The 16,223-nt window shown below is 37.2% G+C and carries 15 protein-coding genes, 1 tRNA gene and 1 other RNA gene; 11 read left to right on the top strand and 6 right to left on the bottom strand.

Annotated elements, in window-relative coordinates; translation table 11 throughout:
• The first annotated feature begins 19 nt into the window (after positions 1 to 19).
• From QZU77_RS01700 to QZU77_RS01680, 5 genes are all read left to right on the top strand, one after another.
• Entirely contained in the window at positions 20 to 712 is a 693-nt protein-coding gene (locus QZU77_RS01700) for a metallophosphoesterase (protein ID WP_295599066.1), read from the top strand.
• Between the two features lie 113 nt (positions 713 to 825).
• Positions 826 to 1,728 (top strand): 2-phosphoglycerate kinase, encoded by a 903-nt coding sequence (locus tag QZU77_RS01695; RefSeq protein ID WP_295599063.1) that lies wholly within the window; start codon positions 826 to 828, stop codon positions 1,726 to 1,728.
• A complete protein-coding gene (locus QZU77_RS01690) occupies positions 1,715 to 2,107 on the top strand; it encodes a CBS domain-containing protein (RefSeq protein ID WP_295599060.1) in 393 nt (130 codons plus the stop codon). The genes QZU77_RS01695 and QZU77_RS01690 overlap by 14 nt, the downstream gene beginning before the upstream one ends.
• Before the next feature lie 166 nt (positions 2,108 to 2,273).
• An RNA gene (gene ffs / locus QZU77_RS01685) (signal recognition particle sRNA) lies at positions 2,274 to 2,588 on the top strand.
• 62 nt (positions 2,589 to 2,650) lie between these two features.
• A tRNA-Ser gene (locus QZU77_RS01680) sits at positions 2,651 to 2,734 on the top strand.
• 9 nt (positions 2,735 to 2,743) lie between these two features.
• Here QZU77_RS01680 and QZU77_RS01675 read toward each other — a convergent pair.
• From QZU77_RS01675 to QZU77_RS01665, 3 genes are all read right to left on the bottom strand, one after another.
• Complete coding sequence (locus tag QZU77_RS01675) at positions 2,744 to 3,649, bottom strand: cation diffusion facilitator family transporter (RefSeq protein ID WP_295599057.1); 906 nt, start codon at positions 3,647 to 3,649, stop codon at positions 2,744 to 2,746.
• Positions 3,642 to 4,760: a pyridoxal phosphate-dependent aminotransferase gene (locus QZU77_RS01670; protein WP_295599054.1), complete on the bottom strand. Its 1,119-nt coding sequence runs from the start codon at positions 4,758 to 4,760 to the stop codon at positions 3,642 to 3,644. Before QZU77_RS01670 ends, QZU77_RS01675 begins: the two co-directional genes overlap by 8 nt.
• Positions 4,761 to 4,827: 67 nt before the next feature.
• Positions 4,828 to 6,378, bottom strand: a complete 1,551-nt coding sequence (locus QZU77_RS01665) for a radical SAM protein (RefSeq protein WP_295599051.1) — start codon at positions 6,376 to 6,378, stop codon at positions 4,828 to 4,830.
• A gap of 506 nt (positions 6,379 to 6,884) precedes the next feature.
• On the opposite strand from QZU77_RS01665, the gene QZU77_RS01660 reads away from it, so the two are divergent.
• From QZU77_RS01660 to fwdF, 4 genes are all read left to right on the top strand, one after another.
• Positions 6,885 to 9,818 carry an Ig-like domain repeat protein gene (locus QZU77_RS01660; RefSeq protein ID WP_295599048.1) on the top strand — a complete coding sequence of 978 codons (2,934 nt, stop codon included), beginning with the start codon at positions 6,885 to 6,887 and terminating at the stop codon, positions 9,816 to 9,818.
• A gap of 116 nt (positions 9,819 to 9,934) precedes the next feature.
• The gene (locus QZU77_RS01655) at positions 9,935 to 10,393 is read left to right on the top strand and encodes a phosphopantetheine adenylyltransferase (RefSeq protein ID WP_295599045.1); all 459 of its coding nucleotides are present in this window, start codon (positions 9,935 to 9,937) and stop codon (positions 10,391 to 10,393) included.
• Positions 10,394 to 10,487: 94 nt separating this feature from the next.
• Positions 10,488 to 10,679, top strand: a complete 192-nt coding sequence (locus QZU77_RS01650) for a 4Fe-4S binding protein (protein WP_295599042.1) — start codon at positions 10,488 to 10,490, stop codon at positions 10,677 to 10,679.
• An 8-nt stretch (positions 10,680 to 10,687) separates the two neighbouring features.
• Complete coding sequence (fwdF, locus tag QZU77_RS01645) at positions 10,688 to 11,698, top strand: tungsten-dependent formylmethanofuran dehydrogenase subunit FwdF (RefSeq protein ID WP_295599038.1); 1,011 nt, start codon at positions 10,688 to 10,690, stop codon at positions 11,696 to 11,698.
• Positions 11,699 to 11,717: 19 nt separating this feature from the next.
• Here the strand turns inward: fwdF and QZU77_RS01640 are convergent, their stop codons facing one another.
• The gene (locus QZU77_RS01640; RefSeq protein ID WP_295599036.1) at positions 11,718 to 11,900 is read right to left on the bottom strand and encodes a class III signal peptide-containing protein; all 183 of its coding nucleotides are present in this window, start codon (positions 11,898 to 11,900) and stop codon (positions 11,718 to 11,720) included.
• Positions 11,893 to 12,099 carry a Flp family type IVb pilin gene (locus QZU77_RS01635; protein ID WP_295599033.1) on the bottom strand — a complete coding sequence of 69 codons (207 nt, stop codon included), beginning with the start codon at positions 12,097 to 12,099 and terminating at the stop codon, positions 11,893 to 11,895. Before QZU77_RS01635 ends, QZU77_RS01640 begins: the two co-directional genes overlap by 8 nt.
• Positions 12,100 to 12,282: 183 nt before the next feature.
• Here QZU77_RS01635 and QZU77_RS01630 point away from each other — a divergent pair, with 183 nt between their 5' ends.
• Together QZU77_RS01630 and QZU77_RS01625 are read left to right on the top strand one after the other, a co-directional pair.
• A complete protein-coding gene (locus QZU77_RS01630) occupies positions 12,283 to 13,452 on the top strand; it encodes a hypothetical protein (protein WP_295599030.1) in 1,170 nt (389 codons plus the stop codon).
• On the top strand, positions 13,452 to 14,171 hold the full coding sequence (locus tag QZU77_RS01625; RefSeq protein ID WP_295599027.1) for a metal-dependent hydrolase: 720 nt from the start codon (positions 13,452 to 13,454) through the stop codon (positions 14,169 to 14,171). Before QZU77_RS01630 ends, QZU77_RS01625 begins: the two co-directional genes overlap by 1 nt.
• A 6-nt stretch (positions 14,172 to 14,177) precedes the next feature.
• On the opposite strand, the gene rqcH is transcribed toward QZU77_RS01625, so the two are convergent.
• A complete protein-coding gene (rqcH, locus tag QZU77_RS01620) occupies positions 14,178 to 16,175 on the bottom strand; it encodes a ribosome rescue protein RqcH (RefSeq protein WP_295599024.1) in 1,998 nt (665 codons plus the stop codon).
• Positions 16,176 to 16,223 lie beyond the last annotated feature (48 nt).

Genomic DNA, 16,223 nt, shown 5'->3' with positions numbered 1-16,223 from the left:
AATAAAATAAGGTGATTAAATGACTAAAATCTTAGCAGTTAGTGATGTTCATGGTGAAGAAAACGAAAACCTCTACACTTACCTGAAAAACAATGAAGATATTGAATTAGTTTTGATTCTAGGGGATATTACTGACTTCGGACCTTTGGATTTCGTTGAAACATTCATAAATAAAGTGGCAGATTGTGGCGTGGATGTCATTGCTATTCCTGGAAATTGTGACCCTAATGGAATATGCAATGCCATTAATGAAGTTTCTTTCTGTCTCCATAACAACATTATCGCTTATGGTGATGCAATACTTTTCGGATTTGGAGGATCAAATCCAACTCCATTCGACACTCCTGGAGAAATGGACGACGACAAAATCTACAGGCAAGTCTATGACTTATTGGCTAATTATGATTATGTTTACAATTCAGATGTTCCTAAAGTAAGGATATTAGTTACCCATGCCCCACCATTCAATACTGCAGCTGATAGGGTTGAAAATGGGGAACATGTGGGCAGTTCTGGAATTCAAAAGTCCATTCATGAATTCGAGCCTGAAATAAATCTTTGTGGACATATTCACGAAGCAAGGTCCTTAAGTAAAATAGGTAATACTACAGACGTGGCAAATCCAGGCATGCTCAAGGACAACGGGGCAGTTTTAATTGACATTAAAGATGGCTCCAATTATGATATAGATATCATTTCATTAGATGAATGAATATCTCTATTTTCTTTTTTTCTTTTTTTGTTCAATTTCTATTAAAATCAAATGAAAAATTTTATTTAACATTAATTTTATATATAAAATCATATAATTTATGAGTGATTATGATGATTTGGGTTACTGGAGATGTTGACGGCAAATTGTATAAGGAACCTTTTTCCAAAGGAATAATGTCTCGATCTCTCAATGTTGCAGATATTGGAATTGAACGGGCGCATGATATAGCAAGTGATATTGAGGCTTTTTTAATAAAAAATGATATTTCTGAAATTTCCAGCGCTGATTTGGCGGATGTTGTTTTGAACCATTTGGAAAAAATTGACCCTAAGATTGCTATCAGATACAAGCATTGGAGATCTCTCAGAACATCTAAAAAACCATTGATCATATTGATTGGTGGGGCTTCCGGTGTTGGAACCTCTTCAATGGCTTTTGAGCTGGCAAACAGGTTGAGGTTAAAGAATTTAATAAGTACTGATATGATTCGTGAGGTAATGAGGAAAATCGTATCCAAGGAGTTGAGTCCAGTAATTCATAAGTCAAGTTTTGATGCTTATGAGGCTATCAGAACTCCTTCCATTAGGATAGATTCAGTGATTGAAGGGTTCGTAAGTCATGTTGATGTTGTTAATGTAGGTATTGAGGCAATCATCGAACGTTCAGTTAAGGAAGGGATAAGTACCATTATTGAGGGAGTTCATGTTGTTCCTGGATTTATCAGGAAAGATTTGCTTGAAAATAATAATATTATCATATTTACATTGATTGTTGGGGATGAGGAGGCTCATAAGCAAAGATTCTATTCAAGATGCAGGCAACCTTGGGTTAAAAGGTCTCTTGAGAGATATATGGATAATTTTGAAACAATCCGTAAGACACAAAACTTTTTAGTGCAGCAGGCTAAAATTCATGATACACATATAATTGACAATGTGGATATTAATGAAACCATTGATACGATGGTGGGTGATATCCTAGAGAAATTTGGTGTTGATGATGATGTTGAATAAGAAAGTTAAAGACATAATGACAGAAGATGTAATTACAACCACATCCGACATTGATGTGGTGTATGCATTTGAAAAATTGATGAAATATAGGATCAGTTCTCTTCCAGTTGTTGAGGGCGATAAGTTGATTGGCATAATAACTGCGACTGATGTTGGCCATAATCTCATATTGGATAAGTATGAGTTGGGCACTAGTGTTGAAGAAATCATGATTACTTCAGTGGTTACAGTTTCTCCAGAGGATACTCTTGAAAATGCAATTACGATTATGAAAGAAGGTGTTTCTTCTTCAGGTATTTTAAATCAACTTCCGGTTGTTGAAGAGGGAAAATTAGTTGGTATTATTTCTGATGGAGATATTATTCAGGAAATTTTTTAATTTCCCTTATTTTTATTTTATTTTATTTAATTTTAATCATTTTTAATTAGTTACTGTAAAAATATTTTTTTCTTGGAATAAGTTTTCATTAAATTTCTAGTAATTATTTTTTATTCTAGTAATTAGATTTTTGATAACATTTATATAATAGTAACATCATATATTATTATTGGCTAGACTGGAGGGTTAGGGGTCCTCTGTAAGCACACACCCCCTTTGGTGCGGTTGAAGTTCAGAAGGCGGCTTTTTAAGAGAGTATAAGCCTAGAAAAACAATATAGAAACCTCGTCCTGCAGGATTGGTGGTGATGAAGTTTTTACTGGAGGGTAAAAATTAGTCATCTTCGATATGGGAATGGGTCAGGCCCGGAAGGGAGCAGCTCTACTATTAACATTTCAATGCTTGTAGAATCCCGGGGTGGAGTTGGATTTTTAGATCACTTATATTTTTGAGATTAGTCCACTTCTGAACATGCCATTTAAATAAATGATTAAGTTTATTAATAAGTTTTTACATATATCTTATTATACTTGTTTTTCATATGTCGGGATGGCCCAGCCTGGTACGGCGTCGGACTGCTAATCCGATGGTCTCACGACCTCCGGGGTTCAAATCCCCGTCCCGGCGCTTTTATTATTATTTATCTATTTCTTGTTTATGATCATACTTTAATCCTATAGGGCAAGTATGCACAACTGCCGATTTGACTATAGGTATCTCATCAACAATGCTTTCTTGAACAGCATGTGCTATTTTATGCGATTCATTTAAACTCATGTTTCCATCAAGTTCAATGTGCAATGTAACGAGGGCATATGATCCAAGGTAATCTATTTTAATGTCATGTGCAGTGTTTGTTTTTGCCGCTTCATTGGCGATGTCCCTGATTTCAGTTATCAATTCTTCTGATGGAAGCTTGCCCATGATATTGTCAATGTTTTCTTTTGCAATCTCATAGCCTGTTTTGATGATTAGGCATCCTATCACTAACCCTATAATTGGGTCTAGTATCGGGTATCCCATATTGGAAACCCCTACACCGACCAGCACGGCTACTGAGGAGAAAATATCTGTTTTCTGGTGTTTGCCATCAGCCACTATTGCTGGACTGTTTATCTCTTTTCCGATGGATATTATGTAATCGCTTATCTTTAAATTAACAAGGATTCCGACAACTGCCATTATTGCTGCGTAAGTGTCTGGAATGGTGATTAATGAAGGATGCAGTATTTTATCAATTGCTCCGGTGATGATTTCATAGCTTATCAGGGCCAAGAATACTACAATCACCAATCCGCTTATTGCTTCTGCGCGCCCATGGCCTATTGGATGGTTTTCGTCAGCAGGCTTTTGACCCACTACAAATCCCAGATATGCAATGATTGAGGTTGCAACATCTGAAAGGGTATGTGCTCCCTCGGATATTAATGCATAACTGCCTGAAAATATTCCAACGGCAATATTCAGAATGGTTAGGATACAATTGGCGATTATTGCTATTTTTGCAGCTTTTTTCCCGCCTTCACTTCTTAATTCATCCATTAACTACACGCTCTTCTAAAATATTCATTGCTTTTTCGATATTCTCATATGAGTTGGCGTAAGACATTCTAACATGGCCTTCACCATTTGATCCGAATGCTGCACCGTTAACTGTGATTACTCCTGCATCGGCTGCTTTTTTAACGAAGTCTTCATCCTCAATTTTCGGGAAAACATAAAATGCACCTTCGGCATTCACTGTTTCACATCCCATTTCATTCAGCCTTGAAACGATGAGGTTTCTTCTCTTTTTAAATTCATCCACCATCTTATTCACTTCATCCTGTGGACCTGCCAGGGCTTCTATTGCTCCTTTTTGGGCAGTGGAGTTGGCGCATGCAATGCTGTTTTGATGTATTTTGAATATTTCTTCGGAGTAGTTTTCATTGGCGGTTAAGTACCCCACTCTTAATCCGGTCATTGCGTATGTTTTTGAAAATCCGTTTATTGTAATTACATTGTCGCTGTATTTTGCTGGGGAGTAATGCTTCTTGTCGTAAATGATTTTTTCATAGATTTCATCTGATATTATTAAGAAGTCATGGTCCATTGATAAATCTGCTATTGCTTTGATGTCTTCTTTTTCCATTACTGCTCCTGTTGGATTGGATGGGGAGTTCAGTATTATGGCTTTTGTTTTATTTGTGATTTTTTCTTGCACATCCTCTGCTTTTAGTTTGAATTCGTTTTCCATCTTGCAGTCAACTGGGATGATGCTTCCGCCTGCAAGGTTAATCACTGATTCGTATAGTAGGAAACTAGGATTTGGCAGGAGCACTTCATCGCCTGATTCGATGAATGCTTGTGTACTTGCATATAATGCTTCGCTTGCTCCAACAGTTACTATGACGTTTTCAGGAGTGGTGCTTATTCCATTGTCGTTTTTGAATTTTTTAACGATTTCCTCTCTCAGTTCAAGGTATCCGAGGTTTGGACTGTAATGTGTGTCATTGTCGTCAATGGATTTTTTCATTGCATCCTTGATGTTTTGGGGCACATCGAAATCTGGTTCTCCAATTCCAAGGTTTATTGCACCTGGCTTTGTTGCTTCAAACATTTTTCTTATCTGTGACAATTCTATTGGTTTTGTTCTGCTTGCAGGATTTATCATATTTTTTACCTCGCGTATTATATTATATATTATATATTATTATAGTAAATTTAATTTTTTCTAGTAATTATTTTTCACAGGATCCGCAATTGTAGCAGGGGGATTTTTCGCACCATGGGGTCTGTTTTAAGTTTCTCAATCGTTTATGCTCTATTTTCAGAAATCTTTCGCTTACGCCAGTATCGATTTTGTTCCATGGCAGAGTGTCGTCTATATCATATTTGGGTGTGTTTTCTCTCCATTCTTTCATTGTGATATTTTTTGTCAAGGACTTTTCAATAATCGCACCAACTTGCCTATTTGCACAAGACAATATATATTGGACTAGTCCTTTTTTAGGACTTTCGCACTTTATATTATAATTTTTCATTTCCTTTTGTATAAACCGGGTTTTCTTTTTAATGTCTTTAAAATCATAACCTTCCCATTGTAATGGTGTATGGGGTTTTGGAATTACTGGATTGATGCTGAATTTCACCCGTTTAATGTTTGTGTGCATATCCGCAATTTTCTTCATATACTCGCACAGCTCTTTTACATCATCATGGGTCTCGCCAGGAATCCCTATCAGGAAATATAATTTGATATTGAAATCCAAATCAACAGCATTTTTTATTACTGTAAAAATTTGTTTTTCCAGTATGTCCTTATTCATAACTTTTCTTAATTTTTCAATGCTTTCCGGAGCAAGAGTAATGGTTTTAAGTCCACTTTTTTTCAATGTTTTCAAGGTGTCCAGTGTGATGGATTCGATCCTAAGCGATGGCGTTGAAATTTGAAAGCCCTCTTTTTCAAGCCCATCGATCAGCATGTCCAAGTCATGATAGTCTGAAACCGCCGCACCGATCAATGTTATCTTATTGAATCCAGTGTTTTTTCTGGTTTCAACTGCAATGTCGATGAGCTTCTCATAATTGGTTTGCCTCATCGGACGGTACAGGTACCCTGCCATGCAGAACCTGCATCCCCTGGTGCAGCCCCGTGACACGTTCAGCATTATGGTGTTGTTGAACACGCTATGGGTTTCATCATCCCCCTGGCTGATTATCGGGTTGGTGATGTGGTATGCATCATCCATGTCATTGACGATTGCGATTCTGGTTTCATTGTCATACTCGGGAATGTAAACTCCATCGACATCCAAATACTTCTGAAGGCTCCTGTTGGGATTGTCAAGGTATGAGTCTATAAAATCATTCATGACATTTTCTCCCTCGCCAATTATGAAAACATCAATATAATCGGATAGGGGCATGGGATTTGCAGTGGCACAGGGTCCGCCAGCAATTATCAAAGGGTCGTCGGCTCCTCGTTCGCTTCTTTTCAATGGTATTTCAGCGTCTTTTAACATTTTCAAAACATTGAAATAATCTTCTTCAAACTGAAGCGTGAAGCTTAGAATGTCAAAATATTTGCTGGGAGTATTTGATTCTAATGATTTTATGCCTGGAAAAATTATCCTTTCACACCAAGTGTCTTCACGTTCATTGATGCTGTTGTACAGGATATTATAACCTAATGAAGACATTGCAGTTCTATAAACGTTCGGATAGCATAATCCGAACCGCAGGTCCACCCGCTTGTAGTTTTTTTGGAATGTGTTTTTTTCACTCAACATAAAATCATCCGCTTTCGCCTTACATTAGTATTTTTATTTTTTTCAATTAAATAAGTTATTTTCAATTTAAAAATTTATTTACCAATCAATTTTTCATTTTCCAAAAGTTATCTTTTCAATTTAATAATAATTTTCTCATGAATATTAAATTTAATTATGAATGGACATCACATAATCTATTCATTTTTCGTGGAATTGTAAAATTTTTATTTAAAATTTAAGAAATATGATTATACCATATTTAATTTTATCCTTTTTATTGCTTCATTAGGTGTATATATGAAGTTTTAATCTTTTTTCATTGATTTAAGCAATTTTAATTTGTTTTTCACATTTTAAAGTTTTAAAAACATTTATATAAGATAAGGAAAATAATCTTTATCCACTCATTATGAAATACTATTTGTTAGTATAATCATATTTTACTATAAAAATTTTCGTAATGAGAACCAAGAGGTGGAAAAATTTCGATAAAGAAAAGGACATTGTTGATATCTCTTGTGTTAATGCTGTTCCTAGCGGTAGGGGCGGTTAGTGCAACTGAATCAATCAATGTTTCAGATACAGAAGATTCAAATTTAGAAGACGATGACTCGTCATTGTCTACACAAGATAAATTAGAAATTTCTAGCGAGGATTCTATCTCAGAAACTAATATAGTTAATTCTCATGATGATAATTTGGGAAATTATCCTAGTGAATATGCTGTCAACAGCACTGATTCATATTATGGGGATAATAGTCAGGAAAAATCAACTTCCCAAAATGGTTCAGGGACCATTGATAACACTTTAGGCACATCTAGTTCAAGTTCCAATGAAGTCGTTGCTGACTCTTCAAGCAATGATCAGGTTGGCGCTGCTAGCACTGCCAACAAAAGCGTTACCAAAAAAGTGTCCACAAGCCTGAGCATATCAAATGCTCACTATGCTAAATCTGCAACCTACTTCGATGTGACATTGAAGGATAACTCAGGCAAGACATTAGCCAATCAGAAGGTTTCATTAAAGGTGAACGGTAAAACATACTCTGCAAAAACAAATGCAAAAGGCATAGCTTCAATAAAGACTGCTGCATTGGCAGTCGGAACCTATGACGTTGCACTCACTTATGCAGGGGACGGCAGTTACTCTTCATCATCCCTTTCAAAAAAGGTTAAGGTGTTGTCATCAATAAGCGGAAGTGATTTGAAAAAATACTATGGATACACATCCAATTATAAAATGACCTTTTGGAAAGGTAACTCAGTATTGGCTAATACAAATGTTGCCTTCAAGTTAAATGGTAAAACTTACACTGAAACAACTAACAGCAAGGGTGTCGCCACCCTTAAGGTTAAGTTGGGTGTGGGAAAATATGTTGTAACCGCAACCAACCCATACTCCAAAGAGAAGGTTTCACATAATATTGTGGTTGAAAAGGACAAGACTTCATTAAATGCAAAATCCGCCAAGGTCTATGTTATTTTAAAGGAAAAGGGCAAGTTCACCGTAACCTTAAAATCAAAGCACAATGTCTTAATCAAGAACGCTAAAATCAAGTTTACTTTAGATAAGAAAAAAGTAACCGTAAAGACCAATAAGGATGGGAAAGCGACATTGACTATTCCTGTTCTTTCTAAAGGTACTCATAAAATATCATTCAAGTATTCCGGCGATAAGAATTATCGCTCCGATTCAGGTTCAGGCAAAGTCATTGTCAAGGGTGCGGCAACAAAAATAACCGCTTCCACTTTAGCAATGGACTACAATGACGGATCCAAATTTAAGGTCAAGCTAACCACATCCAAGGGTGAAGCATTAGACAAGGAAAAAGTCAAAATCAAGGTCAATGGTAAGACTTACACTAAAACCACAAACTCCAAGGGAGTTGCCAAGTTGACTATAAAGGACATTAACCCTGGTTTGTACAAGGTTAAATACTACTATTCCGAAAAGGGTTCAAGAGACTATAGTCACGGTTCCAGCAAGCTTATCATTGTAAAGGCACATGCTGTTATCAAGGCAAAGAATTTGGTGATGAAGAAAAACGACGGCTCATACTATAAGGTGACCGTTAAGGATAATTCCGGCAAGGCTCTTAAAAACGTATTTGTAAAATCCAAAATCGGCAGCAAGTCATACATTTACCAGACCGATTCAAATGGTGTTGCAAAGTTGAAGATCACTAAGGGTGTTGGTTACTATTCAATCAAATCAACAGTTGCCGATCCATGCTATAAATCTAAACAGGTGTCAAAACATCTTTTAGTTGACGGTACCAAATTCGTCGCTGAAGACATGTACCTTTCCACCGGCGCCAGTGACACATACTCAATCAAGCTTGTGGACGGTCACAGCAACCCTCTCAAGAAGGTTTCAGTCAAGTTCACTTTGAACGGTAAAACATCTACCGTCAAGACCAGTTCAAAAGGTATCGCTAAAATCACTTTGGACAAGATGTCTAAAGGAAAATATGCAATCAAGTATTCGCATGATTCATACTCTGGATCATCAAAGGTATTTGTTGTAAACAAGGTGGCTGTAAAGGATATTGTAAAGGCTTCTAAAACCGTTAAGAAGTACATTTCCAAGAATAAAAAGTTACCTTCTAGTGTTAAAATAGGGGATGTCACATTTCCAACCGCCGAATACCTGTACTTGGCTTCCAAGGCAATCGTGAATTTGAAGGCAGGTAACAAAAATGCAATTAGCGTCAAGAATGTGGAAAACCCAACTAAACCTAAAGCTGCTGCTAATTTGGGAATCTTAAAGGATTATAAGTCAGTGGCTAAAAGTGTTGTGAAAACTGCGGAATCCAAGGGTGTAATGCCTAATTCTGTCAGTTCAAAAATTGGAACTATTGGTTATAAAGGTGTAGTTTACAGTTTAGCGGATGTTCTCACATCTTACGGCAGCAAGAATAAGATGCCGTCTTATGTGCAGGTCAAATCCTTCTCAGGTTCATCTTCATCTAGCAAACTAAACCCTTTAAACACTATTGGTGATTTGGCTGCGTACTTGGCAGCTTCTACTAACTGCGATGTTAACAATGCTTTAATTAAAGAGTTAGTTTCTAAGTTGACTAAAAATAGTAAAACCGATAAGGAAAAGGCTAATGCAATCTATACTTATGTAAGGGACACCATTTCATATAGTTTCTACTATGACACTAAATACGGTTCAGTTGGCACATTGAAGGCTAAAACTGGAAATTGTGTAGATCACACACATTTGCTCGTAGCAATGTTTAGAGCTTCAGGATTGGCTGCCAGATATGTCCACGGTAAATGTACCTTCACAAGCGGAAGCACATATGGGCATGTATGGTCCCAGGTGTTAATCGGTAACACTTGGACTGTGGCTGATGCGACAAGTTCTAGAAACTCGTTAGGAAAAGTGGCTAATTGGAATACGAACTCTTATAAGCTTCAGAGTATCTCTGCAAGTATTTCATTCTAATTAACTACTTTTATTATTTTTTTTTTTAAAATTTTTCAAATTTTCTTTTTTTTATAGCTAATGATTTATAGAAGTTTTAATAAAGATTTAATTACTAAGCTAATTAGGACAATATCATGACTTCTAAAAAATATTCTAAGGTGGCTGTTGGCGGGACCTTTGACAAGTTCCATGACGGTCATAAGAAATTGTTATCGACTGCTTTTGAGATTGGTAGCGAAATTGAAATTGGCGTTACTTCAGATGCCTTCGGGGGTTTGAAGGGCGATATTGATTCATGTAAGGAGAGAATGAGTAATCTTAAATCGTTTTTTTCAGATAAGTCCAATTTCATTGTCATTCCCTTAGAGGATCCTTACGGCACTACAATTTATGATCCTGATTTTGATGCTATTGTTGTCAGTGAGGAGACTGAACCTACTGCAGTTAAGATTAATGAGATTAGAGTTTCTAAAGGCATGAAACCTCTTGATATTGTTGTTGTTAGTTTTGTGTTAGCCTATGATGGAAATCCTATTTCATCAACACGGATTAGGCGTGGGGAAATTAATCAGAATGGGAATTTCATCGAATAATCTAAAAATTAATCGATATGTTTATATGTGCATTTCGATAAATAATATAATTGACATAGAAACTCCGGTTTTTATGTAAAATTGAGGTGGTTATATGGCAGTAAAAATTGACGCTGATGCTTGCGGACACATCCAAGATTGTCCAGTGCAAGGATTATGTATTAAACTTTGTGAACAAGGAGCAATCATAGAGGAAGACGGCGATGTGAAAATCGTCCCTGAAAACTGTGACGATTGCGATCTTTGTATACAAAATTGTCCAAATCAAGCCATATCTAAAGCATGAGGGATAATATGTTTAATATTGAAAGAGAGGGTGAAGAACACCGTAAATTATCTTACAAAGATAAGAATTGTGTAGGTTGTGGAATATGTGTTGGCGTGTGTCCAACAGATTCATTAAGATTAGGGCCCATTGTACCTATAGCACGTGGATTGATAGAAATGGATTTGGTTTCCATTAATGCTGATTCATGCGTGTTATGTGGATTATGCTCTGTAGCCTGTCCATTTGATTCACTATCTTTAACCATTGATGGAACTGACGTTAAAGATATTAAGGCTTATCCTGTTTGGGAGGTTGAATCAAGTGTGCATGATGGAGAATGCATATACTGTGGAAGATGTCATGAAGTGTGCCCAAGGGATTCCATACTGTTTGAAAGAAGACTTCCTAATCCTGTAGACCTGGTTAGGGGAGAAATTGAAATCAATAGGGATAAATGCATCTATTGTTCTTTCTGTGCGGACATGTGTCCTGCCGAAGCAATTGCTATTGACAATATTCCCACATCCAGTGTTGATGTGTTGAACAATTCAATCGAAGTGGACCTGGATAAATGTATCTTCTGTGGAGTTTGTAAGAGAGTATGTCCGGAAGATGCAATCAAGCAAATCTGTTCCACTTGCATGCTGAGGGATGAAATTGAAGTTCCTGAGATAACCGGTGAAACATTCATTTCAGAAAGTTCATGCGTTAACTGCTCTTGGTGTTCTGAAATTTGCCCTGTCGATGCAATCACAATTACAAAACCATTCGAGGGTACTTTGGAATTAAGTGAAAGCGATGAAAAGGTATGTAAGGGTGATTCATGTCATGCATGTCTTGATGTGTGTCCATGTAATGCGGTGAGTATTGTTGATGGAAAATCTGTTACTAACCTGGACTTCTGTAACCTGTGCGGCGCCTGTGTGACTGCATGCCCTCAGGATATCAGGGTATTGTCCAGAACAGCAATGAAATTGAACAATATTAATTCTGAATCATGGAATGAAATTTTAAGTAATTTATTGGTTGGAAAATAGAGAGTGATACTCTCATTTTTCATATTTTATTTATTATAAAATCTCTTTCTTGTTTTATTAGGTTTTGAAGGTTGTTTTGTGTTTTTTCTGTTATGTTTGACATGTAACCTCCGACCAGAAGCACAATGACTATTAGCCCTCCTATGATGAGGATTAGTTCGGCGCTTCCTTGGCCTTTGTTGTCTAGCTTTTTCTTAGACATGGGTTCTGTTGTCAAGTATGGTGTTTCGAACATCTATGATGTCGTCTTTTGCCTTTAAACTGACATCGCTGGTGTTCATGTATGATCTGTAGATGGTTAAAGCAAGCAATGCAATAACTATCACTCCTCCGAAGAGGAGTATGTACTCTGCGGCTCCTTGGCCGGAATTTTCTTTGAAAAATTTTTTTAGTTTTGACATTTTTTCCACCATATAAATGTTTGTTTTCTTAGTATATTAATATTACTATTTTATTAAAAAGTATTACTTGATTTCTTTTTTTTATTTAGAATTATTATTTTTTCCATTAACTTTATAAACTGTGTTAAATAAATAAAATAATAGTTAAATAATAGAGTGATAATAATTGATAAGGGTGAAAACGTGGGAAATACAATAAAATTAGTTTCAGGTTTTATTTTATTTGTTATTGGTGTTCTCATAGCTTATGAATCCAGTGTCTATAACCTTTTAGACCTTCTTATAATAGTGGGTATTATTATTGCAATTGTGGGAATAATAATACTGGTTAGCTATTTTGTCGATTCAAATGCTACAAGAACAACTAATATGATTAAAGAATTCATTGAATCTCGAGAAAACAATTCTCATTCATTTAAAGGATTTGAAAGAAAATCAAATGAAAATGAAGGTCCATTAAAAATTCGCAGAGATTACAATGAATATGATGAAGAAGATTATGCTGAATTAAACGTGGATGAATATGAAAACCTATCCACCCGTGACTTTTTGGGATCATCATTGGAGGAAAATCCAAAGGCTGTGCTGAATGTTGCTCCACAGCAGGAAGAGAATGAAATGGAGTATGAACAGCTCAAGTTCACTCCTCACTACGGAAAGCCGTTGAAGGTTACAAGGTCTCCTAAAAGGCGTTCTGCCGAACATGTGGCCGAAGAGATTCCGGAATTCATTGTAGAGCCAGTCAATAAGACTGAAGAAATTCAAAGGGCATTGGCCCAGGAAGAACCGGTAATTGAGCCAGTCATAGATACTCAAACTCAAGTTGCTCCTGACGCTGTTCCAAGAGACATAAAAATAGATGTTAATCATCCTGAAAGCTTGCCTGTTCCAAAATCATTGAACAGCTATGTTCTTTCAGACACAGGAGTCTTGACATCCCAGGAAGCATTCGACAACTTGGCGGTCAATGTCACCAAGGAGATAATGCTTGAAATTCCATCATTGAATGACCTGTCAGACAGGTTCCTATCACATGTTCCGACAATCTACTCAAGAGTGATCATAAACGAATTTGACGTATCAGACATGTCCTACATGTTCCTAATATCCTCTCTTTTAAAACAAGGGGTTCACATTAGGACCGTGCCTAAGGTGCACACAATCAACCTGATAACAGATGATTCATATGCGATGATCATCTCCGAAGGAAAGGATGATATGGAATACGGAGCAATCTATAACGACAGGATGTCCATTTCAAACATCAGGGCAGACTTTGAAAAGACCTGGAGTATTGCATCCGCCCTGGACGATAAGATTCTTCTCGCTAATGCAAATGGTGGTGCTGCATAATGGATATAAGATGGTTAGGCCATTCAGCCTTCGAGATAATCACCGATGATGACGTGAAAATACTGATTGACCCGTTCATTAGCAATAATCCCACCTGTCAGGTTCCAGTGGAGGAATTGAATCCTGACATTATTTTGCTCACTCATGGACACTCAGACCACTTTGGTGATGCATTGGAAATTTCAAACAGCACCAATGCGCCTATAGCATGTATCCATGAAATTTCACTCTTTTTGGCAAAACAAGGTATAAGAAACATTAGTGTTAATATAGGCGGTTCCTTCATATTCAGAAATATTAAATTCACAATGCTTGAAGCTAAACACTCATCAGACATTGACATGGTTGAGGAGATAGTTCCCGGCGGTGTCGCTGCAAGCTTTTTAATAACCTTTGAAGACGGAACCAAGATCTATCATTGCGGTGATACCGGATTGTTCGGTGACATGAAGGACATTGTCGGCGCGATTTATAAGCCTGACATCGTGATGGTTCCTATTGGTGACAAGTTCACAATGGGTCCTTTTGAAGCGGCTCTCGGTACAATGTGGATGAACCCTAAGGTGGTCATTCCAATGCATTACAATACCTTCCCGCCAATAGAACAAGACCCTGCGATTTTCGCTAATTTCGTAAGTCAGTTCAACCCTAATATTGATGTAGTGGTCATGAATCCTGACGAATATTATGAGTATAATCCTGAAGATTATCAGGATTAACTTTTTTCATATTTTTTTTCTTTGATGATATTCCTCATCAATGTCGCATTTTCCGGACGGCAGGACACGTATGATGTCATCCAATGTCAATAGGTCGTCCTCGTTTATTTTACTGATGATTTTTTTAGCTATGGCTTCTTTTTTTGTAAATCCTGGTTTTATTACAACGTAATTGTCACAGTGTGCTTCAACAGCTTCTATTGGGCCGGCCATGATTCTTTTTCCTTCATAATCAACGATACCGACGGCCAGTTTCACCCTGGCTCCCCTGATGTAGTTGCGGTGGCCCCTTATTACAAATGATCCTTTCGCCAGAAACTCCCCTGCTTCGGGGGTTTTTGAAACCTGGTCGGGATGAACCCAGAACACGTCCTGTGATGAGAAGCCCAACGACCAAGCAGATGAAAATGATGCCGCAAACTCTCCGGATTCTTTAAGGATATTGTCATTTAACTTGGCCCCGTTTAATTTTATGGCAGTTGATGACGCACCATGTATGTCTGCGTGCAGGTATATGTCGTTCGGGTCGAGATATTTTTTAACCACGTTCTCGTTGCTGTTTGCATCGCGCCCTCCAACGACCAGTATGTTGTCTGAGCTTATGAACCATCTCAATTTCTCATACCATTTGAGGTTCTTCTTAACCCTTTTGCGGGGAACGTCGATTTTCTCCATTGCAATGTCCTTTTTGGCCTTGATGTTTTCCAATTGTTTTTTGGTATTTTCAATAGCTATTAGGGCACCTTTGGTTTTTCTTTTTGCTTTTTTAGCTTTTTCATAATAGTTTTCAGCATTTTCAGGTATTGTCAATTTTGGATCGATGATCAATGATGTCTCATCAATGTTTAGTGTCAATACTCCCAGCTTGTCTATTGATTCGTAGATTTGGGCTTCTGGCATTCCGTCCTTCTTGGCTTTTTTCAATGTTTTGCCAATTTCTTTGAAACTGTAATCTTTACTCCTTGCCTGGTTTACAACATTAATGATGTTTTCGATTGTCGGGTAATTAGAATAAATAACCTCTCCCTTATGTTGACTATCTTCGATGGTCTTGTAAAAATTATCAAGTGTTTCTTCTTGTAAACGTAACCTTTTTTCAAACTTGTTTACCTTCTTGTTCCAGGCTGACTCCTTGACACTCTTTATGTCGGCGTTGACCTTTTTGGAGTAAAACTCATCGCAGGCCTCATTGAATGATTCATAATATGTCTTTTCAAAATCCTCATATTTTTTCAAGTCCAATGCGACAACATCTTCCTTGGAATCCTTTTTAACAATTTGTGGCTTGACATTGTCATCGGTTAAATTATCGAACAGGTCCTTAAATCCATTATAAAGTCCGGCTAACTGCTCATCGGTTATTTCACTGTTTGGAGTGTTCTTATCGATTTCGACGCTTTCATTTGCACGTTTGATGATCTCTTCTGCATACAGGCTTCCAAGACCATTCTTTGCAAGTGTCCTTACAGCATCGCTTTCAGCGTCCTTAAACAGGTCCTTGAATTCCTCTTCAGTAACGCTGATAGGATTTATTCCGCGCTCTTCAGGGAAAACGTACTCCTTTTTGGAACTGATGTCACGGCTGCTCCAATGCTTGCGCTTAAGCGGCAGGATAATGTTGTTCTCATCATCCAGAAGGATAATGTTTCCCTTGTCGAACAATTCCACGATGATTGTGTAATATTTGTCCTTCTTAACTCTTATCTCAACCACGCGGTCAAAGTTATGCTGCTTTACGCTTTCGACATGCGCGCCCTTGATTCTTTTCCTCAAAAGCATGGGGAATGTCGGCGGGGTGGTAGGGTTTTCCAGAGGGTACTGGCTGGTATGTATCCTTGAACCGCATTGCATAACCAAATCGATTCTGCCGGTTCCGGGAACGTGGAATCTCATCACGACAATATCCTTCGTTGGCTGGAATGATTTGTCGACTCTAGCTCCGCTTAATAAATTATTCAGTTCATTACTTACTGTATAAATGTCAACGTTAGACATGGACTTCATTGTTTAACACCTTGTTCAATCAATACTTTAATATATTATAATAACTAA

Origin of the sequence: uncultured Methanobrevibacter sp. (assembly GCF_902774605.1) — an archaeon.
Classification (GTDB): Archaea; Methanobacteriota; Methanobacteria; order Methanobacteriales; family Methanobacteriaceae; genus Methanocatella.
The sequence above is the reverse complement of the archived record's forward strand: the minus strand, read 5'-3'. Positions and strand labels throughout refer to the sequence as shown.